General features: G+C 58.4%; 18 protein-coding genes. 11 read left to right on the top strand and 7 right to left on the bottom strand.

What is annotated here, in order from left to right; translation table 11 throughout:
- Window positions 1–7: 7 nt before the first annotated feature.
- Window positions 8–1972 carry a DUF2339 domain-containing protein gene (locus ACPOL_RS05245; protein ID WP_236657249.1) on the bottom strand — a complete coding sequence of 655 codons (1965 nt, stop codon included), beginning with the start codon at window positions 1970–1972 and terminating at the stop codon, window positions 8–10.
- Between the two features lie 134 nt (window positions 1973–2106).
- Between ACPOL_RS05245 and ACPOL_RS05240 the strand changes: the two genes are divergently transcribed.
- The 4 genes from ACPOL_RS05240 to ACPOL_RS05225 all read left to right on the top strand — a co-directional run bounded on the left by ACPOL_RS05240 (window position 2107) and on the right by ACPOL_RS05225 (window position 6393).
- Window positions 2107–2766: a response regulator transcription factor gene (locus ACPOL_RS05240; RefSeq protein ID WP_114206122.1), complete on the top strand. Its 660-nt coding sequence runs from the start codon at window positions 2107–2109 to the stop codon at window positions 2764–2766.
- 153 nt (window positions 2767–2919) lie between these two features.
- Window positions 2920–4515: an OmpA family protein gene (locus ACPOL_RS35415; RefSeq protein ID WP_114210604.1), complete on the top strand. Its 1596-nt coding sequence runs from the start codon at window positions 2920–2922 to the stop codon at window positions 4513–4515.
- A gap of 177 nt (window positions 4516–4692) precedes the next feature.
- Window positions 4693–5589, top strand: a complete 897-nt coding sequence (locus ACPOL_RS05230; RefSeq protein WP_114206121.1) for an NAD(P)-dependent oxidoreductase — start codon at window positions 4693–4695, stop codon at window positions 5587–5589.
- Window positions 5590–5601: 12 nt separating this feature from the next.
- Complete coding sequence (locus ACPOL_RS05225; protein WP_114206120.1) at window positions 5602–6393, top strand: SDR family oxidoreductase; 792 nt, start codon at window positions 5602–5604, stop codon at window positions 6391–6393.
- Between the two features lie 30 nt (window positions 6394–6423).
- Here the strand turns inward: ACPOL_RS05225 and ACPOL_RS05220 are convergent, their stop codons facing one another.
- Window positions 6424–6624, bottom strand: a complete 201-nt coding sequence (locus tag ACPOL_RS05220; RefSeq protein ID WP_114206119.1) for a hypothetical protein — start codon at window positions 6622–6624, stop codon at window positions 6424–6426.
- Between the two features lie 135 nt (window positions 6625–6759).
- Here ACPOL_RS05220 and ACPOL_RS05215 point away from each other — a divergent pair, with 135 nt between their 5' ends.
- From ACPOL_RS05215 to ACPOL_RS05195, 5 genes are all read left to right on the top strand, one after another.
- Window positions 6760–7773, top strand: coding sequence for a zinc-dependent alcohol dehydrogenase family protein (locus ACPOL_RS05215; protein WP_114206118.1), 1014 nt, complete (start codon window positions 6760–6762; stop codon window positions 7771–7773).
- A 116-nt stretch (window positions 7774–7889) separates the two neighbouring features.
- Window positions 7890–8855, top strand: a complete 966-nt coding sequence (locus ACPOL_RS05210; RefSeq protein ID WP_236657248.1) for an ATP-binding cassette domain-containing protein — start codon at window positions 7890–7892, stop codon at window positions 8853–8855.
- Complete coding sequence (locus tag ACPOL_RS05205) at window positions 8848–9687, top strand: ABC transporter permease (protein WP_114206117.1); 840 nt, start codon at window positions 8848–8850, stop codon at window positions 9685–9687. Before ACPOL_RS05210 ends, ACPOL_RS05205 begins: the two co-directional genes overlap by 8 nt.
- A gap of 151 nt (window positions 9688–9838) precedes the next feature.
- A complete protein-coding gene (locus tag ACPOL_RS05200) occupies window positions 9839–10975 on the top strand; it encodes an SIS domain-containing protein (RefSeq protein ID WP_114206116.1) in 1137 nt (378 codons plus the stop codon).
- Window positions 10976–11043: 68 nt separating this feature from the next.
- On the top strand, window positions 11044–13176 hold the full coding sequence (locus ACPOL_RS05195; RefSeq protein WP_114206115.1) for a hypothetical protein: 2133 nt from the start codon (window positions 11044–11046) through the stop codon (window positions 13174–13176).
- A gap of 19 nt (window positions 13177–13195) precedes the next feature.
- Here ACPOL_RS05195 and ACPOL_RS05190 read toward each other — a convergent pair whose 3' ends face one another.
- From ACPOL_RS05190 to xylB, 3 genes are read right to left on the bottom strand one after another with little or no spacing between them, the layout of a single operon-like run.
- On the bottom strand, window positions 13196–14068 hold the full coding sequence (locus ACPOL_RS05190; RefSeq protein ID WP_114206114.1) for a creatininase family protein: 873 nt from the start codon (window positions 14066–14068) through the stop codon (window positions 13196–13198).
- 43 nt (window positions 14069–14111) lie between these two features.
- Window positions 14112–15653, bottom strand: coding sequence for a sialate O-acetylesterase (locus tag ACPOL_RS05185; RefSeq protein WP_236657247.1), 1542 nt, complete (start codon window positions 15651–15653; stop codon window positions 14112–14114).
- Window positions 15654–15693: 40 nt separating this feature from the next.
- The gene (gene xylB, locus ACPOL_RS05180; protein WP_114206112.1) at window positions 15694–17169 is read right to left on the bottom strand and encodes a xylulokinase; all 1476 of its coding nucleotides are present in this window, start codon (window positions 17167–17169) and stop codon (window positions 15694–15696) included.
- Window positions 17170–17314: 145 nt separating this feature from the next.
- On the opposite strand from xylB, the gene ACPOL_RS05175 reads away from it, so the two are divergent.
- Window positions 17315–18496 (top strand): M24 family metallopeptidase, encoded by a 1182-nt coding sequence (locus ACPOL_RS05175; protein WP_114206111.1) that lies wholly within the window; start codon window positions 17315–17317, stop codon window positions 18494–18496.
- A gap of 119 nt (window positions 18497–18615) precedes the next feature.
- Complete coding sequence (locus ACPOL_RS05170) at window positions 18616–19671, top strand: LacI family DNA-binding transcriptional regulator (RefSeq protein WP_114206110.1); 1056 nt, start codon at window positions 18616–18618, stop codon at window positions 19669–19671.
- Between the two features lie 19 nt (window positions 19672–19690).
- Here ACPOL_RS05170 and ACPOL_RS05165 read toward each other — a convergent pair whose 3' ends face one another.
- A complete protein-coding gene (locus ACPOL_RS05165; RefSeq protein ID WP_161557218.1) occupies window positions 19691–20338 on the bottom strand; it encodes a lysophospholipid acyltransferase family protein in 648 nt (215 codons plus the stop codon).
- Window positions 20339–20508: 170 nt separating this feature from the next.
- A complete protein-coding gene (locus tag ACPOL_RS05160) occupies window positions 20509–21318 on the bottom strand; it encodes a GNAT family N-acetyltransferase (protein WP_236657246.1) in 810 nt (269 codons plus the stop codon).
- Window positions 21319–21642: the final 324 nt, after the last annotated feature.

Raw genomic sequence — 21642 nt, 5'->3', positions numbered from 1 at the left:
GAAAAGTCTACATATGGGATTTTTGTAAGCTTCCATCCCCGCGTAGAGCCAGCAGATCGCGCTGGTAGACGAAACTTACGGCAAGCAGCAGCACCCCGAGGCCCAGGTAGCTCAAGATCCGGTACCCCTCGTTGAGATGGCTCGTATCGACCAGGAAGACCTTTCCAATACTGAAAATAAGCAGCACCAGGGCTTGCCAGCGTAAGAAGGCGCTGCGTCGTAGAAAGCCAGCGGCCATCAACACCGCCCCGTAGAACATGAACCATGCGCTATAGGTGAAATCCACATAGGCTGCCTGATGTATGGAATGTACGCTCTGGTGGAGCGAGCGCAACTCTGGCTTCCAGTAAAGGTTGATCTGCAAAGTCACCGCGGCGAGTGCGATAACGTTAAACGCGATCACGGATGCGCCAGCCAGAAATTTCCAACTGGTAAGGGAGAGGACCTTTGGCGACACCGAGGCATCGAGGATTGATTCGGATCGAAGGGCCTTCGAGGATAATGCCACTACAATCGCGTATCCGGCCAATCCGGCGAGATAAGCGCCGAAATGTGCGTTGAGGAAGGCGCTTGTCGCTACGGACGGACGATCGTAGCCGTCGAGCAGCAGGAGAGCGCCGAAAGACAGCAAAAGCATGGCGCCCGCGCAGCCGCGCATGACTCGTGCCAGCGGCACTGCGTCGAAGCGGGCCGACAAAGCTTGTAAGACTACAAGCTCAGCAATCCAGCAGAGTGGGATTCCATAACCATGGAACTGCAGGAGGCCGGCGAGCGCAAGAAAGCCGGCGGCGAGGCAAAGATGCACGGCCAGGAGGGTGTCACCCGCCGGAAGCGCCTGCGACTGCCGCATCGCAAACACCAGGCCGGTATAGACCGCCGCAAGCGAGACCGCAATCCAGGAGGTCGAGTCTGACAGAGCGGTATTTGAGAAGAGGTGATACGCCTCCAGAAAGGCGCAAACGCCGACGGCAATAGGAAACCCAGACAAGATCCGGCCAGAAGGGGAGGGGCTAATGGAGAAAAGTCGAACCGATCGCGCCCGCCGCTCGAGCATGGGTGCAGCGGTGAAGACAGCAAAGAATAGCGCAATGAAGACGCCAGTAAGCCCCGCCGCCTCGGCAGTAAAGAATCGCAGCCAGGAAGTAGCAAAGTAGATCGTAGTTCCGATGAAGGCGCCGATCGCAAGCCCCGGCCATGGACGCACGGCCATAAGCAGAAGTGCTCCGCCATCCAGAAGCAGAAGATAGGACAATAAGAACCACTCGGAATCACTACCATTTGTCAGCAGGGCGGGGGTAAGCAGCCCGCCTGCCAACGCCAGGGCGGCGAGCAGCTCCGAGTTTTGGCGCCAGGCTAGGACCGCATTCATGACGGTCACGGCAACCATCGCGGTAAAGACCGGAGCCGCCGGAAGCAGGTGGTAGAGGCTAAAGCATGCCCAGAGTGATAGATAAGCGATGCCTGATCCCAGCGCCTTCAATGTCAACGAAAACGGCAGGGAGCTTTTGTGGCGAAACCATTCCGACCATAGAAACAGGCCAATCGCAACCACCAGACCGACGACAACGCGGATGCCAGGACCGATCCATTCCCGATCGATCGCCAGCTTCAGAAACCAGGCGGCCGCTGCGAGCACAGCAAAGATGCCGACCCGATTGAAGAGCAGTGCTCCGATCTTCGATTCGAGAGCCGATGGGTGATTTCGTTTGGCGTCGGCGGGAGCCTTCGCCTGCTGCTTCTCCGAGGCTTCGTGAGGCAACGCCGCCGGCGCATCGCCCTGATATGTAGTCGGTGCGCGTTTCGAATCCAAATCGGGCAGACCGCCATCTTTCTGATGGTTGGCTTGAGATTCGAGGCTTGGCGCCCTGCCTGAGTCGCCTAGTCTTTCTTCAAGAACTTCTACCCGCCGCCTGAGCGCCGCCAGTTCATCCCGCCAATCATCGGTCGCGGCTTCGGATCGATCGGAATCCATTGGAGAAATGTACAGTCTGTAGAGGGTGAAGAAAAGCACGGACAAAGCCTTGGACGGCTGATAGCTGGATCGGGGGCTGCCCATCTTTTGAATGTGTGGCACAATACGGGGTTGTTGGAAATGGGGATAGCTCGATGTCGGATGAAGTGAGCATATTGATTGCCGACAGCCATCCTTTGGTTCGGATTGGTGTCCGCAATCTTCTGGGAGCGGATGAGCGTATCAAGGTTGTCGGCGAGGTCGAGGATGGCGACGAGGCAATTACAGAGACCCTCGATCTGTTGCCTGATATCGTGCTGCTCGACCTCACGATGCCGCGACTTCCCGGCCTGGAAGCCATGCGCGCGATTATGAGCGGCTGGCCGAAGATCAAGATCCTGTTGCTCAACCGGACCATTCGAGCCCAGCACATCATCGAGGCGCTGCAGATTGGAGCGAGAGGTATCGTTCTACACGAAGGGCTTGACGAGAGCCTGGAGCCTGCGATCCGCTGTGTCTCAGACGGGGGGTACTGGCTTGGACAAGAACGTGTCGAGGGGTTAGTAAATTCACTGCATCAGCTGGTGCATGAACAAGCCTCTCCGGAACAGAAGTCGTACGGACTTACCCGCCGCGAAGTCGAAGTTCTCCGTTGCATCGTCGATGGATGCACCAATCGCGACGTCGCCACGCAATTCGGTCTCAGTGAAGAAACGGTGAAGCGCCATCTCTCCAATATCTTCGACAAAGTTGGGGTCTCCACGCGTCTTGAATTGGCCTTGTTCGCGCTCGCGAATCATCTTGTAAGCCCCTGATCCTAAAAGGACATACCGACAAATTACCGCCTTCCTTGAGCCCCAGCTTCCAGTTGGCGCATCCTAACAAGCTGTAGCGGCTGAATTCGGTGTGCGCATCGGCGTACGGTTTGCTGCTGTAAGGAGCGTTCTAGCATGGGAAAGCGATCTAGCATGAGAATAAGTTCAGCAACAACTGCCTTTCTTTTCACTGTGAGTGTCCTTGGCTCGGCTCGCGCGCAGGAGATGAATCCAACCGCCCAGCAGCCTTCGGCTACGCAGCAGCCCCAAGCGCAGATGCGCGACGGAGTTCCTGTCTATCGAGTTGAAGTGGTTGGCCGCGACATTCCCGCCATCAACTACTTTCACCGCAGCGGTTCGACCAGGATCGGCTTCCAGGGAACCAGTCTTCTTTCACAAGGAAAAGGCGAAGCTAGCGTCAAGAGCGAGCGCGGACGCATGACCATCGACGCAAAACTCGAGGGACTGGTGCCGGCGAACAGTTTTGGCCAGGAGTATCTGACCTATGTGTTATGGGCAATCACGCCCGATGGCCGTCCCATCAATCTCGGTGAGGTGTTGCCGCAAGGAAGCAAGACCCAGATAACCGTGACTACCGATCTGCAGGCCTACGGCCTCATCATCACCGCGGAACCTTATTTTGCGGTCACGATGCCGAGTGACCTGGTCGTTATGCAGAATTTTGTTCTGCCCGACCGGACTCAAGGGATTATCGAACAAGTGAATGCGCATGCGACCTTGCTTCCACGCGGCGCCTATGTGCAAACCGCGGGGCAGCATGCCGTGCTTCATCCGATCACCCGGGATGACAAATCCCCTCTAGAACTCTACGAAGCAATCAACGCAGTCCAGATAGCCCAGGCAAACGGCGCTGACAAATACGCTCCTGAAGCCTTTCAGAAGGCCCAGCAGGATCTGACCAACGCTCAAGACATTTCCAAGAAGAGTGCGCGCAAGGAGCAGATCACCTATGCCCGCGAGGCGGTGCAGGGCGCCGAGGATGCGCGCATCATCACCATTCGCAAGAAACAGGAAGAGGACAAGCAGCAGGCCCAGGAGGCGAAGGAAGCCGCCCAGCAGGCAGCGTTTGCCGCTCAACAGGCAGCCGATCAGCAGGCTCTAAGGCGAGCGCAGGCGGATGCTGACGCGGCCCGCGCCCAGGCCCAGGCTGCTCAAGCCCAGGCGGCCCAGCGTCAGGCCGAGCAAAGCGCACAGCAAGCCAGCCAACAGACCGAACAAATGCGAGAGCGGTTGAAGGACCAGCTCAATCAGGTCTTGCAGACTCGCGAGACCGCCCGCGGTCTGATTGTCAACATGTCGGACGTTCTCTTCGGGTTCAATCAGTACAACCTCCAACCCGAGGCGCGGGAGAAGCTGGCGAAGGTCTCGGGCATTCTACTGGCTTACCCTAACCTGCAGCTTCAGGTGGAAGGGTACACGGACAACGTCGGGTCCGACGATTACAACCAGAAGCTCTCGCAACAGCGCGCCGATGCCGTCCGCGATTATCTGACCTCCCAAGGAGTGAGCTCGAACAACATCAGCTCGACGGGTTATGGCAAGAGCGATCCGGTGGCCGACAACTCCACCAACCAGGGCCGCGCCGAAAACCGTCGAGTTCAGCTTGTGGTTTCCGGGAATTCGATCGGGGTTCAGGAGTCTGCGCCAAGCGCCCAGGCGCAGCCGCAAGCGACCCCTGCCCCCCAGCCAGCGCAAAGTACCGGGGTCTCGAACCCTCCCAACCAATAAACTCCGCGTAGTATCTCCTGGCTCATTGTCTGGGGAGGTCTTCAGCCTTCCCAGACTTCTGAGTAAAGGCTTCTCAGATCTTCGGCTCCTGATGATTATTCTCGTGGATGTTTTGGCTCTTCATGCTTTATTCCACGTCTTCGCAGTAGAACTGCTGTATCCAATTGAGAGTAGGAAATGAGAATTGCTTTTCTAGGCTTAGGCAAGATGGGACTGCCCATCGCGAAGCTCTTGCTGCGTTCTAACCCCGATCTGGTCATATGGAACCGGACGCCCGGGAGGACCGCTGAGTTGATCGCGGAGGGGGCCACACTCGCGGAAAGTCTAGAGGGAGCGGTAAAGGAAGCGGACGTAGTCTTTACGATGTTGAACGACGATCAATCTATGGAGTCGGTCGTCTTCGGCGGGGACGCATCTCCCGGATTCCTCTCCGCAATGCGAACTGGAGCAATCCATGTTTCGCTGAGCACGATCAGCGTGAAGCTTTCGCAACGCCTGGCTGCGGAGCATAACCGCAGCCAGAGTGAGTTCGTCGCAGCGCCGGTCTTCGGTCGTCCGAACGTCGCCGCCGAGGGCAAGCTCTGGATCGTCGTCGCTGGGAGGGAAGAATCGGTAGCACGCGTCCGGCCGCTCCTCGAAAGCATCAGCAGGGGTCTGACCATCGTCTCCGAGGAGCCATGGCGGGCTCACGCTCTTAAGATAGGCGGGAATTTCCTGATTACCGCCATGATCGAGTCGCTGAGCGAAGCGTTAGTATTTGCCGGCGCCCAGGGCATCGATCCGGAAACGTTTCTTGAGAGCGTGAACAGCGCACTCTTCCGGTCGCCCCTCTACGAGGCTTACGGCAAGGTGATGCTGAATCCGCCGGACAAGCCTGGCGCGACGATCGGCCTCGGCGCGAAGGATATGAATCTGTTTCGCCATGCCGCCCAATCCGCCGGTGTGCAGACACCGCTCGCCGATCGTTTCGCTGCTAACCTGGCTAAGGCCGCAGAGGCCGGTCTCAAAGAGCGCGATTGGGCGGCGGGGCTCTACGAGCTGGCGAAGAACTCTAATACGCAAACCCAAAAATGAGGACGTAGAACATTGGCAAGCGAAGGAAAATTTACGGTGCAAGGGAAGACAGTCTTCATTACCGGCGCCAGCTCAGGGATTGGCGCGGCTTGCGCCCGGGCATTCGCCGGCGAAGGGGCGCGTCTGCTGCTCGCGGCACGGCGAATGGACCGGTTGCAGGCGCTGCAGCCGGAGTTGCTCAACGCGGGTGCACTCGAGGTTCACCTTCTGGAACTCGATGTTCGAGAGGGGCCTAAGGTCGAGTCGAGCATCGCAGGACTTCCATCCGAGTGGCAGGCCATCGATGTGCTGATCAACAACGCCGGCCTGAGCCGCGGGCTCGACAAGCTCCAGGAGGGTAAGCCTGAGGATTGGGACGAGATGATCGACACCAACGTCAAAGGGCTGCTATACGTGACGCGCGCGGTTGTACCTGGCATGATCGAACGGGGTACCGGCCACGTCGTCAATCTCGGCTCGACGGCTGGCGAGATGACCTATCCCAAAGGCGCGGTTTATTGTGCGACAAAAGCCGCAGAGCGAGCCATCAATGATGGCTTGCGGCAGGACGTGCTCGGCACTCCATTGCGCGTGACCAGCGTCGATCCGGGCATGGTCGAGACGCCCTTCAGCGAGGTTCGTTTTCGCGGAGACACGAAGCGCGCCGCCCAGGTCTACGAGGGCGTGACTCCCCTCAAGCCTGAAGACATTGCAGACGCCATCCTATGGGCGGTCACTCGTCCGGCCCATGTCAACATAGCGCGAATTCTGCTCACGCCAGTCGATCAAGCAAACTCCTTACTCTTCAACCGAAAGACCGGATAGGCAAGGTCAATGCCCACCAGTTCGTTCCGTTTAATTGAAAGAAGTCAACCTTGCTTCGATATCGCTGAGGGCGGCTTGCAGGGCTGCGCGACGGTGGGGACTCGATGTTCGTTCTGAAAGAATCCGTTCCCGTTGCAACTCTAACGCCTGAAGGTCGCGCTTTTTTGCCAAATCGCCGATCGCCTTATTCTTCGCGGTCTGCGAAGCGGGGTGTTCGTCGTGAACCGACATTTGCTCCTCCACGGATTTGCTCTCCCAACCTCTAGCCATACCTTTATCGTACTGCGGAACAGGCTTGGGCGGCGAGTTTTGGACAACGTTCTCAGTGTTGAGGTAAAGTAAGCAGTTTGTCTATAGGAGTGCATATTGAAGAGCTGGAGAATTTCCTCTTTTGGGATCGACAACCTCGAGGTGTTTGACTCGCCGATCCCCAAGGCAGGACCGGGCCAAGTCGTGGTCCGGGTCAAAGCAGTCTCACTGAACTACCGGGACCTCAGGATGGTCACCGGTCTGTATGACCCTCGACTGGCAATGCCTCGCATTCCGTGTTCGGACGGCAGTGGCGAGATAGTCGAGGTCGGCGAAGCCGTCTCCGACGTGAAACCTGGCGATCGGGTGGCCGGGATTTTCATGCAGCGGTGGCTGGACGGGCCGCCTTCGGCGGCAAAGCAGCTCGCAGCCCTGGGCGGCGACGTGGATGGAATGCTGGCAGAGTTCGTGTTGCTCGATGCCAGCGGAGTTGTGGGAATTCCGCCACAGCTCTCTTATGAGGAAGCAGCGACTCTGCCGTGCGCCGGCGTCACGGCATGGAACGCGGTGGTCACCAAAGGTAGCATCAAGCCAGGCGATACCGTTGTCATTCAGGGAACCGGCGGCGTCTCCATCTTTGCCTTGCAATTCGCCAAGCTGCTCGGAGCGAGGGTGTTAGGAACGTCAAGCAGCGATGAAAAACTTGTACGCGCGAAGATGCTCGGCCTGGATGCCGGGGTGAACTACAAAACCCAGGCTGACTGGGCCGACTGGATTCGACGGCAGACCAACGGGGAAGGTGCCGACTTAGTTGTTGAAGTGGGCGGGTCGGGTACCTTCGCGCAATCGCTGAAGGCATTGAGGATCGGAGGGATGGTTGCGCAAATCGGTGTTCTCTCGCAATCGTCGGAGCCTCTGCAGATCGCTCCCATCCTGCACAAACAGGTCCAGGTGCACGGGATTTACGTAGGTTCGAAGGCGCACTTCCTGGCCATGAACCGCGCTATCGAGCAAAACGGGCTTAAGCCGGTCGTTGACTCCGTCTTCGAATTCGAGGACGCCCGCTCCGCATTCCACGCCATCGAACATGCTTCTCATGTGGGAAAGATCGTCATCAAGGTAGGCAGCTAAGGCATTCAGATCGATCTTCGATATATTTTCCGCGAGCGAGGCAGTGGGAGCGGCTTTCGATGCCATGAGAGGGTAGCTCCCGCTGCCCCGTATAATCCAACCTGTAGAAGTTCTCTTTGCCTCGCCTGAAGGATGCCCCAGTGATCGTTGAGATCTCCGGTCTGACCAAGGTTTATGAAGATAAGCAGCGTGTAGTCGCGGTCAACGGCATCGATCTTTTGGTCAACCGGGGTGAGATCTTCGGTTTGCTGGGCCCGAACGGCGCAGGAAAGACAACCACCATCAGCATCTGTACGACGCGGGCCCGCCCCACGTCCGGGGTAGTCCGGATTGCTGGCACGGATGTTGTCGATCAGCCGGCGCTGGCGCGGCGCAACATCGGCGTCGTGCCGCAATACAACACCCTTGACCGGGCGTTGAGCGTCTTTGAAAACCTCTACTTCCATTGCCGCTATTTCGGATTTAGCAGTAGCGATGCCAAGGCGCGCGCCGACGAACTCCTGCAGCAGTTTCTGCTGCAGGAGCGCGGCAAAAGCTTTCCCAATCAGCTTTCGGGAGGTTTGCAGCAGCGGGTACAGATTGCCCGGGCGATTGCGCATCGACCCGCCGTGCTGTTTCTCGACGAACCCAGCGCCGGCCTCGACCCGCAGAGCCGCATCGCCATGTGGGAGGCGGTCGAGGCTCTCCGCGGGCAGGGAATCACGGTGGTGTTAACGACCCACTACATGGAAGAAGCCGATGAACTATGTGACCGGGTAGCGATCGTCGATCACGGCAAGATTCTCGCCCTGGATACTCCAGAGCAGCTGAAAACCAGGCTCGGCGCGCAGACGCGTTTCGAGCTGAAACTACGCCGCCACGAGGGTTTGTCGCTGCTGGTGCAGCAGTTCCAGCAGCTTCCCAATGTGCAAAGCGCAGAGATAACCCCGGAAGGCATTCGTGTTTTTGCGAAAACCACCGACGGCGTTTTGGCCGAAGTGGTGCAGTCGGCTCAGGCCTTCGGGGTGCGGGACATTTCGATCAGCGAGCCTAGCCTCGAAACAGTATTCATCGGGCTGACAGGAAGGGACCTTCGTGAGTAGCGCAACTCAGACTGCGATCTTAACCAAGGGTGGCAGAGGGATCTTCATCGAAGCATTCTCCGGATTATTTCTGCGCGATCTTCGGGTGTTGAGCCGTGAACTCGCTCCGTTCATCCTCCGCGTCGGCATGCAGCCCTTGCTGTTTCTCTTCGTATTCACCTATGTCTTTCCGCACATGAATACCAGCAATCCCATGGCGACTGGCGCTGGACCGAACTTCGCGACCATCCTGCTGCCGGGCTTGATGGCGGTTGCCATCATGTTCAGCGGCATCGCCGGGGTTGCGCTCCCCCTGGCTTCGGAGTTCGGAGTGACCCGGGAGATTGATGACCGGGTCATGTGCCCGTTGCCGGTAGCGGCCGTCGCTATTGAAAAAGTCTGCTTCAGCGCGCTCCAAAGCATCATCGCTGCGCTCCTGATTATTCCATTGGCGTACCTCGTGCCCTCGACGCCGGTCCATGTTCATGTCTCCAATTGGCTGCTGCTGATCGTAGTGTTATTGCTGGCCAGTCTGACCTCCGGCGCTTTAGGGTTGGCGATCGGCTCCAATGTCAAACCGCAGCAGATCGGACTGATCTTCTCGATCGTCGTCATTCCGATTACTTTCCTCGGCTGCGTCTACTACCCTTGGGCTTTTCTGAACCATGTGCGCTGGCTGCAAATTCTCGTCTTGGTAAATCCGATCGTGTATATGAGTGAAGGACTGAGAGCGGCGCTGACGCCTTCCGTACCTCACATGCCGGCTCCTTTGATCGTGCTTGCTTTGTTGATCTCTCTAGCACTGCTCTGGGCGCTCGGCATAAAAGGATTTCTACGCAGGGTGATCCTCTAAAGAGGGTCGCTGCTGAGGAAGCTATCGAATATGCGACCGGCCATTTATCCTAAGACGAGACTTATTAAAACGTCACAATAGAAATCAGCTAGACTCATGCTCGATCCTTGGGCGCCGGATCTGGTCCCTGGCTGAATGGTGGAGAATTCCGATGGTCGAAACTGTCTTGGAAGACAGGGTCTTTGCGCATTCCATGCTCCGGGAAATCTACGAGCAGCCGGACGCGATCGCAGCGACGCTGCGTCATTACATGCTGAATGAAAGCCTCAATCCGGAGCCCTTCAAGGCGCTGGCGGAGGCCCTCCGCGGCCACGAACGCATCGTTATCGCCGCCAGCGGTTCCAGCCGGCATGCTGGGCTGGCCGCCGAAATCATGCTTGAAGACCTCGCTGGACTCACTGTAGACGTCGAATATGCGAGCGAATATTGCTACCGATCGACGCACACACTGCAGTCGCCCGGGGTGATCGTGGTCTCGCAGTCTGGCGAGACGGCGGACACGTTGGCCGCGCTGCGCGAAGCGACGGCGCGCGGACTCTCGACCGTCGCCATCACCAACCATGCCGGTTCAACCATGGCGAGAGAGGCGACCGCCTCGCTGCCTACCTATGCAGGAACCGAAAAGGCGATTCCGGCTACCAAGAGCTTCACCACCCAGCTCGTCGTGTTGTATCTGACTACTCTCTATATGGCGCGCTTGCGGGGCCGCATGACGAACCATGCCGTCTCCTCGCTTTGCGAGCAGCTCGTTGAAGTCGGGGAGGCCTTGCGCAGTGCGCTTCCCGAGTGGGAGCGGCAGGCGAGCGGCTTTGCTGAGCGGATGCGGGGAGCGAGTGCGGTGCTCTACCTTGGCCGCGGCATCCACTATGCAATCGCCCGCGAAGGCGCGCTCAAGCTGAAGGAGTCGGCCTACATGCAGGCGGAAGGATATCCCGCCGGCGAACTAAAACACGGCCCGAATGCGCTGGTGGGCAAGAACGCTCCGTTGGTCGTCCTCGCCACCCGGGACGGTAACGATCCGGATTCGATGCTGCGCTACGAGAAGACCTTGCAGCTGGTTCGAGACATGCACACTCAGGGAGCAGAGATCTTTGCCCTGATCTCGGAAGACGATGTGGAGATTCCCCTCATCACTGCGAACGTGATCCGCATTCCCAGAGCCAGCGAATATCTACTGTCGGTGCTCGAAGTGGTGCCCCTGCAATTGCTGGCCTACTTCAGCGCAATTCTTCGCGGAATCGATGTCGATAACCCGCGAAATCTGGTGAAGGCGGTCGTCCAGGAATAACTCTTAACCGCGCTGGGAAAGGCATTCTTTTCAGCGCGCTTCGAGTGAAAAGTAGCTATTCTCTCTGCATGGCATTTCTGCAGATTGCGCGCAGACTTCTCCGTCACCGGCGGTTGATGCGGCGGATGAGGTTTTCGCGCGCTCAGGATGAGTTGCGCAAGCTTACCCAGGACTTCTGTGAAGCCGGAACCCTCGCGGCCAGGACGCGGCGGGCCAGCCATTTATTCGCCTTCGTCTGGTCGGAAGGCGGCGACCGCACTTTCTCCATCCGTCTGCTTCGCTGGATCGGCTTGATGGAGCAGAATCCCTCGCTGAACCGGGAGTTTCAGAAGTCGTGGCTGCTCTTGCTCAGCGAACTGGATTCGGTGCCCTTATTCGCCGACGCCGGGCTTCCCGCACACCACGGACTCTTTTCCGAACTGGTGCGGCGGCTCTTTGGCCGCGTACTCCCGTCGGCCCGCAAAGTCACGGACGCCGGTCTGCTTTTTACCAACATTTTTTCATCACCACGAGCGGTGGAACGGTTCAGTTCGCTCGAACCCGCTGTGTATGAGCGCCTCTTTCAGCTTCTTTGGCCTTCCCAGGGCTTCCAGTCGTGCCTGCGAGTTCAGCGGGACTTGAGCCAGTCGCTGCGCCTGCTGGCAACCCGGGTAGGCGGCCGCGGAGTGACCGCCGCGGTCCGCGCCCGGGGCACGACTCAGGATGTTCACGACTCTCCCTTTTACCGGCTGATCTTTGCCACCGAGATGTTCGTCAATAAAAGCAAAGTGGGGAACGAGTCCGAATGGCGGCTCACCGAACGCATGCTCTGGCGGGAGGTCGTGCACAAATGCCGCCTGGAATTGGACCACGTCCATCTGCAGATGGAGGATGCCGGAGTCAGTTCCGCCCTCGTCTATGATCTGCAAAGTATCGAGTCGGCCCTGGAGAGGATGGAACTGCTCTCGGACGCATTCTCCGCGGGCGAGAACACGCTCTCGACGAAGGAGTCGCGCGTAGCCGCCCGCGCCCTGCTGAACACGCTGGTTCGCGGGCGGCTGGACGATACCCGGGTCTCGCTGCTCTTTCGCCAGAACCTTACCCTTCTCGCTCGCAAAACCGTGGAGCGGACCGGCCATAGTGGAGATCATTACGTTGCCCGCACCCGGAGCGACTATTGGCAAATGTGGCGTGCGGCTGCCGGAGGTGGCATCCTCACCGTCTTTACCGCTGCTCTCAAGCTTCGAATCGTAGGATTTCACCTGCCGCTCTTTGTTGAAGGATTCCTGGTCGGCACCGATTACGCGGTCAGCTTTATTCTTCTGCAGATCTTCCACCTTGCGCTGGCGACCAAGCAGCCCTCGATGACGGCAGCGGCCTTGGCCGGAATCGTGCGCGAGAACCGCGGCGTTTCGCGTTGGAGCAAGATCTCCGCGTATGCGGCGCAAATCTCACGGACGCAGCTTGCCGCCGCCTTTGGGAACGTGATCGCTGTCTGCATCGGCGGCGTGATCTTCGAACACCTGTGGTTTCGAACCTTTCATGCACACTACTTGTCCCCGGCAAGTGCGGAACATGCCTACCATGGCATGAATCCCTTCGAGTCCGGCACGATCATCTTTGCCGCCTTCACCGGAGTCATTCTTTGGATTGGTGGACTGGCGGGCGGATGGGCGGAAAACTTCGTGGTTTACCACCGCATTCCCGACGCCATCATCCAACATCCGATCGGCTACCAGCTTGGGTCGCGCAACATGCATCGGATTGCCGACTGGCTGGAGCGCAACGTGGCGGCCTGGAGCAACAGTATCGTGCTTGGCTACCTGCTCGGTCTGTCGCCCGTCATCGCGCGCTTCTTCGGCATTCCCCTCGATGTCCGGCACGTTACCCTCAACACCGGAATGGTCGCCTTGGCAGCGTCCCAGTTTGGCGCCAGCGTATTCCGGGAGAGCTGGCTCTACTACGCAATCGCTGGAGTCGCGGTGACCTTCGTGCTCAACCTCGGAGTGAGTTTTTCAATCGCATCGACGGTTGCTCTGCGCGCGTATAACGTCTCTCGCGGCGAGCAGATCAGAATCATCAAGTTTGTTTTCGAGCAGTTTCTAAAATCGCCGATGGACTTCATCTTTCCCAGAAAGACCGACACACTGGCGAGTTCCATCGAAGCAACGACCGGCCATCATCTCGTAACCGTTCCATCGGAGCCGGCTGACGGCGATTAGAGCTTTGGCCCCTGGCACTTCACTGCTTCGTGTCGAGCGGATGCTGCGTCTTCTCGTAAAACTCGTTCTGTAACTTCAGGCTTTCTTCGTCGACTTTGATCGCTTTCACCGCTTCCGCGATCTGGCTGGACCAACTCTTCTGGTCGAATTCGCCGAGTTGTTTATTTCCAGCCGAGCCGTCCCCGGAGTAATGGTCAGGGAATTTCGCGTACCACCAGATGCCCGTGTATACGGAGTCAGGTAGCTTCAGCCGGTCGCGGTCGGCTCCCGACTCGCTGGCGGCGCGATCCTGGTGAACCAGATCCGGTCTGGCAATCAGCATCGCCGAGGTCTCGGTTTCACCGGCATGCATGTCGGTCTTGGTCTTGAGTGCCGGCCTTCCGGGAACATCCCGGCGGGGAAGGCCGAAGACGTAGACGACGTAATCCCGCGGCGTGGCCAGCTGGGCCTGAGCGAAGAGCGGAAGCAGGCTTTCGTTCCCGCCGTGGCCATTGACGATCACGATCTTTTTGCAACCGTTGCGGGCCATCTCCTTCACTGTCTCCTGAAGCAACGAGAGCTGAGTGCTCAGACTATATGCGAGCGTTCCCGGTTCCTGCTGGGCTTCAAAGATCTGGCCAAAGTAATATTCGGGGAATACGACTGCATACTCCTGCTGAACGGCATTCATGACCGCGAAGCGCACGTCGAGCAGATCAGTGCCAAGAGGAAGATGCGGGCCATGTTTCTCGATAATTCCGAATGGCATCAGACAGACGCCCTGAGATTCATGGATCGCTTGCACGAAGTCCGGAGCGGTAAGCTCTTCCCACTTCGGAGAAAGCTTCTGGGCATTTCCTGAAGCCGCTGCGCAGGCCAGGAGCGATAACACGAGTAAGAGTGAACGCGACATGAATTCCTTTTTCCGTCAGTGCAATCTGCAGACGGAACCAGTTTCAGCGCACCGTGCCCGCATCCACGCCATTTTCTGACGAAAAGGTGGATGCCGGAAGGCCGGCGCGGTTGTAGAGGTTAGCCGCCGGCACGTTGGCCCAGGCGTAGCGGACGAATTTCGGCGACTTGATTTCAGGCGCGCTTGCGACGATGGTTTGGCCATCGATTTTCGCAGTGGCCGGGACAAATTTGTGGTCTTCGCCTGCTACTTCAAACCCCGACGGCGCGCCCCCTTGAGCAGACAATCCCTCGCTATGATCGAACCATACCCGGATTTGGCCGTCCTGCGGAGAAGCTTCGCGAAAGAGCGGACCCGAGTCTTCGATATGTTCCCCATAGGCAATGTCGAGAGCAGTGAGGGCGAGGCGATGGCCTACGGTTTGTTTGTCAGCGGGATGAACGTTGTCCGGATTGCCGACATCAAGGGTGACCGCCATTCCAGTATTCGCCACGCTGAGGGTTCGGCGTTGGGCGTCGCGGATAATGCCCCATATCTCGGTAGCATTCGATTTAAAGCTCGATATTTGCACGAACAGGAAAGGGAAGTCTCCTTCGCCCCACTTGCTGCGACAATCATTGATCAGCGTAGGGAAGAGCTTGGAGTACATAGGCGCGCGACTTGTGCCGCTGTTGGTTTCGCCCTGGTACCAGATCACTCCTTTGATCCGGAAGCCGACAAACGGCGCGATCATCCCGTTATAGAGATAGGACGGGTCGTAGGAGGCGGGCACCGGATGCCAGGGGTGCTTGGGGGGCGGAAGGCCAGCCTGCTTGGCGGCGTCGTCAGCCCGCTTCTCGATGGCCCGTAAAGCTGGAATGTCCGAGGTTGTATTGGACATCTGGCTCCAGGTCTGGAAGATGGGCATCAGCGATGCATTCGCGGAGATGCCGTCGAGACTGATCCAGGATTCTGCCGGCGTCCCTCCCCAAGTGTCGTCTACTAGCCCAATCGGCACCTTCTCGTGCTGCTGGATCTCGCGTCCGAAAAAATAAGCGACGGCAGAGAAATCAGCAGCCGTCTCCGGAGTGCAGGTGGTCCACACTTCGTCAGCATCCTGCAAGTCGGGAAGAGGATGATCGGACGGCCGGTCATGGACGCGGAGCAGCCGGATCTGCGGCTGATTCGCGTTGGCAATCTCTTCAGCACTGTTCTTCAGCTCCGCCGACTTGGGAAAGCCTCTCAGCGGCATTTGCATGTTCGACTGCCCGGAAGCAAACCAGACGTCGCCAACCAGCACGTCCGAGACGGTGACGGTATTGGCCCCCTGAACAGTCAGTACGTAAGGACCGCCAGAGTCTTCTGGCGACAAGTAGACGCTCCACTTGCCGAGTTCGTCCGCGGTGGTCGATTGCTTCTGGCTGGTGAACGAAATGTTGACTGGCTCCCCGGGATCCGCCCAGCCCCAGATGTGGATCGGGGCGTCGCGCTGCAGAACGACGTGATCGCTGAGGAGCTTCGGAAGTCGAACCTCAGAGAGGCAGACCGGCGCGAATAGCAACAGCGAAAGCGTGGCGCACAACCCTGTAAGTTGCCGTTGATTCACTTGTTCTCCTCGGGAAAAGGCGATCTGGTCGATATTCCCTCTACTGGATCTTCTTCAGGGCGGGGTAAACCTCGCGATAGAGTCGATACGCCTCGGTGTACACCTTGGCTGTCTCGGGATCCGGCTGGAGGGTTTCAGCCACCTGCAGCGAATGTTCACAGGCGGTGTCGGTATCGGGCCAGGCCTTGGCTCCGACTCCTGCCAGCAGAGCGGCGCCATAAGCTCCGCCTTCTTCAGCTGTCAGCACCTCCGCCGGATACCCATAGATATCGGTCTGAATTCGTCGCCATAGTGGTCCGCGTGCTCCCCCGCCACCTAGCCGGACGCCGTTTACCGGAATGCCGAGTTCTGCAAACAAGGTGAAAGTGTCGCGCAGCGAGAAGGCTACCCCCTCGAGGATCGCGCGGGTGAAATGAGGCGGCGTATGGTCGGCGGTAATGCCGACGAAAGCGGCCCTGGCGTGAGAATCGAGATGGGGAGTTCGCTCACCCAGCAGGTAAGGGGCCCACAGCAGGCCGTCGCTTCCTGCGCGGATGTTGGCAGCGCTGCGACCCAGGGCATCGTAGGTGGCGCCTTTGGCGAAGGTATCGCGGAACCAGCGCAGCGAAAGGCCGGCCGCCTGGGTCACTCCCATAACGTGCCACCGGCCGGGTACGGCATGGCAGAACGTATGCAAGCGGCCCAGAGGGTCCTTGGTCGGTGCGTCGGTGGCGGCGAAGACCACGCCCGAAGTTCCGATCGTTGCGCTCACCGACCCGGGTTTGAGGATGCCCATGCCGACCGCGCCCGCCCCTTGATCGCCCGCGCCGGCAACGACTGGCGTCCCTACCGCCAAGCCGACATTGGCCGCGGCAGCAACCGAAATCTCCGCGCAAACCTCCTGAGACTCGTAGAGCGGCGGCAGCCATTCCTCATTGATGCCGGCAATACTGGCTACCTCCGAAGACCATTTGCGATGGGTCACATCTAGCAAGAGTGTGCCCGATGCCTCATGCACATCGATTGCGAAGGTGCCGGTGAGACGGTAGCGCACATAATCTTTGGGGCACATGACATGGGCGATTTTGGCGAAGATTTCTGGCTCGTGCTCCTTAATCCAGAGCAACTTGGTCAAAGTGAAGTTCGGCAATGCAGGATTGCACGTGAGTTCGATGAGGCGCTCCCGTCCGATATGCTCATGGAGCCAGTCGCATTGCGGACCAGTGCGTTGATCGCACCAGATCAGCGCCGGGCGCAGCACTTCTCCGGCAACGTCGAGGACCACCGCGCCATGCATCTGGCCAGTGAGGCCGACCGCGGTAATCTCATCCCCGCCGGCCCCGCTGAAACGGATCGCGTCCGCGATCGCCTCCTGGGCGGCGCGCCACCAGTCTTCGGGATCCTGTTCCGCCCAGCCTGGATGAGCTGCGCGGAAGGGGTCGTGATCGCTCGATGCCGAGGAGAGTACCTTACCGTTTTCATCCACTATTACGGCTCTTGTGCCGCCAGTGCCGACATCGATTCCAAGAAATGACATTCAAATCTCTCGCAAGGGTAAAAGGATTTTCTAATGCGTGGCTAGATTAGCACTGAGAAGGCGCAGATTCACAATAGGACTCGAGCAGCGGTCGCGAGCTTGTCTTACCTCGAAGATCGCAACGCTCCGGTTTAGACTAACCCGCATGGACCTTGAAGCAATCCAATCCGCTCTTCGCCAAGCGCAGCTTGATGGCTGGCTCTTTTACGATCATCATCATCGCGATCCGATCGCTTACCGCATCCTTGGGCTGAGTGAATCGTTGCATGTGACGCGGCGCTGGTACTACCTGATTCCGGCCCAGGGAGAGCCGAAGAAGCTGGTCCACCGCATCGAGCAAGGAAGGCTGGATTCATTGCCGGGCACCAAAGCCGTCTATTCGTCCTGGCAGGAGCTTGAGCAAGAGCTGGAGATCATGCTCAAGCCGTGCCAGAAGCTCGCCATGCAATATTCGCCGCGCAATGCCATCATGTATGTCTCCATGGTGGACGCCGGTACGATCGAACTGCTCCGCGGCTTTGGCAAGACGATCGTAAGTTCATCCGACCTGGTCAGTCACTTCGAAGCAGTACTGAGCGAAGAGCGGATGGCCAGCCACTATGAGGCACAGCGAATCATCGACCAAGTTCTCGCGGAGGGATTCCGCGAGATCGGGAGAAGAGTGCGTCCTGCTAACGGCGGCGCGGCAGGCACAACTGAATACGGCATGGTGCAATGGCTATCAGAGGCGATGCGGCGAGGCGGCCTGGTCTGGGAGAATGCGCCAGACGTGGCGGTCAATGAGAACACGGCCGACTCCCACTACGCGGCAACTGAGTCGACAACGAAGCCCATCCGGCAAGGCGACTTCGTGCTGATCGATATCTGGGGGCGGATGGACCGGCCGGATTCGGTCTTCTACGACATCACCTGGACAGGCGTCATCGGGCGCGGACCGAATGCTCGCGAGCAGCTGGTCTTCGAGACCGTGCGAAATGCGCGAGATGCTGCGATCTCCCTTATCGAGTCTGCATTTGCGTCGGGACGCGCCATTGCTGGTTGGGAGGCCGACGATGCCGCCCGGGCGGTAATCCGCGATGCCGGATTCGGGGAAGCCTTTACTCACCGGACCGGGCACAATATCGCTACAGACATTCATGGCAACGGCGCGCACCTGGACAATCTGGAGACTCACGATGAGCGCCTGTTGCTGCCGTTTACCTGCTTCTCGGTCGAACCCGGCATTTACCTGCCGGAGTTCGGTGTCCGCAGCGAGATCGACATGATGACCACGGCGGATAAGGCAATGGTGACGGGAAGAATTCAGACTGAGTTATTACGCATATGAGTCTGAACACCAAGAGGGTTGCGCAAGAACCCCTTGCGTAATCCATAAGATTACGCCGCGTGACCGGGTTTCCAAGGAAACATTTTCTTGAAATTTCCATAATAAGCTACTATGCAGTCGTGAAGCGAAAGACCAAAACAGCGCTGGTAAAGCTCGATATCCGCGCCGTCGCCGAACGGGCCAGGGTCTCGATTGCTACCGTCTCCCGGACCGTCAATGGCATTCCAAGCGTGGGGCCAGATCTGGCCAAGCGCGTATGGAAGGCCATCGAAGAACTCGACTACTACCCCAATACCCAGGCGAGGGGTCTCGTATCCGGCAGAAGCAGGCTGTTGGGCCTGGTCATCTCTGAAATCACCAATCCATTCTTTCCCGAGCTGATCCAGGGTTTTGAAGAGATTGCCGTCGAGAATGGCTACGAGATTCTGATCGGCTCCACCAATTACGATCCGAAGCGAATGAACCTGGTCATTCGCCGTATGCTCGAGCGAAAAGTCGAGGGTGTCGCGGTCATGACATTCGGCATTGAAGAACCGCTTCTGCAGCAGCTGGCCGAGCGAAGGATCCCGCTGACCCTGATCGACTTTGATTTGCCCAGTCCGCTGGTCAGTACCCTTCGAGTCGACTATGGCGCCGGTATTGGACAGGCGGTTCATCATCTTGCCGCCCTGGGCCATCGTCAGATTACCTTCATCAGTGGATCGGCCACCTTGCATTCCGCCAGAGCCAGGGTCGACGCCTTCAAGATCGCCGCCAAAGAGGCCCGATTCTCACCAAAAGACGCCAGGATCGTCGAAGCAAATCACACAATTGAGGGCGGCATGCTGGCCTTCGAGCGCTTGCAGGCTCGTGGCGAGTTGGCCACGGCGATCATGTGCTCGAACGATATGACCGCGATCGGGGTATTGCGTTCGGCATTTTCGATCGGGCTCAGAGTGCCTCGAGACCTTTCTATCATCGGCTTCGACGACATTCGCTTTGCTCAATTCACAACCCCTCCGCTTACCACGGTGCAGATGTCGAGGGTCGATCTAGCGCGGACCGCCTTCTTTGCTTTGCGCGATCACGGCGAGATTCCGCTGAAAGCGACGACCCCACGGGAATATACGATCCCGACCAAGCTGGTTGTGCGCCAATCGACCGATGTCCCGCGCGACTCGTTGAAAAGAAACTGAGCGGTCCAGGTCGAATCATTCATAGCTGCGAGATTTCAGCTCCGCTCCTCTGATTTACCGCCAGCGTTTCTGCGCCCGGAGCCTGAGCTTCTAAAATGCGCGAGCGCAGATCGACTACCTGCAAATGCGCGGCCAACGCGGCATCTTTGCGGTTCGAGTAAATCTTCGCGCCAGTGGCGAACCGGATCATGCCCGAGACGTCAGGCAACTCCAATGTCTGGAGCAGATGCGGGCCGAAAGAGATGTCGCCGTAATAACAGAGATCCCGCTCCAGCATCGAGGATGCGGAATATCCAATGGCCGCTGGAAGAATGGGTACGCCAGCACGGACCGCCGGTTCAAAGAGTGAGGGGTAAAACCGAAGCACGCTTGATCCGTCCGAACTGGTGCCTTCCGGGAAGATCAGTACGTTGATGTCGAGATGGAGCAGGCTTTGAATCTTGGCGGCCGCCTGGGCCGCTCCGATGGTGCTGGTGCGATCGACAAAGACCGTCCCGCCAAGCGAAGCCAGCAGACCTAAAAGAGGCCACGAGCGCACCTCAGACTTGGCCACGAAGACGCAGGGAGAGTTAGCTCCATAAAGCAGAATATCGAGGTAGCTGAGGTGGTTTGAGACGATCAGGATGCCATCCATCCCCGGGCTCGCCGCATGAAGAGAGAAACCCATCCGTCGCAGGACCATCCTGCAGGAGCGGTGCAGCCAATCTGCACGCTGCTTCTCGGAGGTTTTGCCGCGTAGCCGTAGGACGAGGAAAACAGCCATGCACTGAAGCAGCGACAGCACCAGAACCATCGCCTTCCATCGGCCACGTAAGCGGCTTCTCTGCCGGACTCGCGCTATTGTGCTTCGGTTTGGAACCGGACCCTCGCGGCGGGGGTAAGTTCACGCATATCCAACAGGGTCAGGAAGTCGATCGTGCCGAATTCCCGGTCCCAGGCCGGAGCGCCACAGATTTTGGCCCCGATCCCAATATACGTCCGAAGCAACTTCGGAACCTTGGCCATGACCTCCGGAGCCTCGTCAGTGAAGGGCAGTAGAAAGGAGTCTGTCGGCGAAGTCTGAAACTCCGGGGCAACCTGAAACCCGCTGAGTTGACGATACATTTGCCAACCTACCCTCGGATCCTGAGAGTTCAGCGACGAGCAGCCGATTAGATAGCGAAGGTTGTGGAGGCGGGTATACTGGGCGATTCCACGCCACAGCAGAGTCAAGACTTCGCTCGAACGGTGCTCGCGGTCGATCGAGGCGCGTCCCAGTTCGAGAACTGCATCGCGCACCTTGGCGTATGGCCGGAAGTCGAATTCCTGTTCACAGTAGTATCCGAGGTTACGGGCGGCAGTGATCCCGGACTGCATCCGATACGTGCCAACAATGCTGCGCGAACTGCGATCCTCAACGATGAGCTGGTCGCAGAATAGGTCGAAGTGGTCCGTGTCCAGCCCGGTCTTGTAAGAGGCTTGCAGCCCTTCGCCCAGCTCAATGTTGAAGACCTTGAAGCGCAGCCGGCACGCCGACTCGCGTTCTCCGAGGGTTTGGGCGATCGTGACCCGGTAGCGTCCCAGATCCATCGGCACCCAGCCGGGATTGGCATCTTCGACAACCGGGGCAGGGTCGATATACTTGGGAGCGGTGATGGCAGGATCCAAGTAGGACGCTCTGGAGACCGTGTTTGATCCGAAAACGCCGTTCCGGGAGACCCCGGATCTCGAACCGGAAAGCTGGCGCTGCACAGAATCAGTGGATTCGACCATGCCGCCATCATGAGGCCACGCTTACGGAAAGAGTCTTAATTTCCCGATAAAAACCGGCGAATATCCGTTGAAAGGAAGTCGGTCAAACAACATTTTTCCTGAATCGGATGGTGACAAAATAAAAGTTGCGCCGTCGCAGGTCATTCCGGTTATACTGAAGGAGCGTCGAATAGGGACTGTGGCTCTACCGCTCGTTATGCACTTTGCTGTAGCAATACC

The sequence above is a fragment of the Acidisarcina polymorpha genome, assembly GCF_003330725.1.
GTDB lineage: Bacteria > Acidobacteriota > Terriglobia > Terriglobales > Acidobacteriaceae > Acidisarcina > Acidisarcina polymorpha.
The sequence above is the reverse complement of the archived record's forward strand: the minus strand, read 5'-3'. Positions and strand labels throughout refer to the sequence as shown.

Coding starts and splice junctions, on each gene's coding strand:
- ACPOL_RS05245 (WP_236657249.1), bottom strand. CDS start 1,972: ATGGATTCCGATCGATCCGAAGCCGCGACCGATGATTGGCGGGATGAA.
- ACPOL_RS05240 (WP_114206122.1), top strand. CDS start 2,107: ATGTCGGATGAAGTGAGCATATTGATTGCCGACAGCCATCCTTTGGTT.
- ACPOL_RS35415 (WP_114210604.1), top strand. CDS start 2,920: ATGAGAATAAGTTCAGCAACAACTGCCTTTCTTTTCACTGTGAGTGTC.
- ACPOL_RS05230 (WP_114206121.1), top strand. CDS start 4,693: ATGAGAATTGCTTTTCTAGGCTTAGGCAAGATGGGACTGCCCATCGCG.
- ACPOL_RS05220 (WP_114206119.1), bottom strand. CDS start 6,624: ATGTCGGTTCACGACGAACACCCCGCTTCGCAGACCGCGAAGAATAAG.
- ACPOL_RS05200 (WP_114206116.1), top strand. CDS start 9,839: ATGGTCGAAACTGTCTTGGAAGACAGGGTCTTTGCGCATTCCATGCTC.
- ACPOL_RS05195 (WP_114206115.1), top strand. CDS start 11,044: ATGGCATTTCTGCAGATTGCGCGCAGACTTCTCCGTCACCGGCGGTTG.
- ACPOL_RS05190 (WP_114206114.1), bottom strand. CDS start 14,068: ATGTCGCGTTCACTCTTACTCGTGTTATCGCTCCTGGCCTGCGCAGCG.
- xylB (WP_114206112.1), bottom strand. CDS start 17,169: ATGTCATTTCTTGGAATCGATGTCGGCACTGGCGGCACAAGAGCCGTA.
- ACPOL_RS05175 (WP_114206111.1), top strand. CDS start 17,315: ATGGACCTTGAAGCAATCCAATCCGCTCTTCGCCAAGCGCAGCTTGAT.
- ACPOL_RS05165 (WP_161557218.1), bottom strand. CDS start 20,338: ATGGGTTTCTCTCTTCATGCGGCGAGCCCGGGGATGGATGGCATCCTG.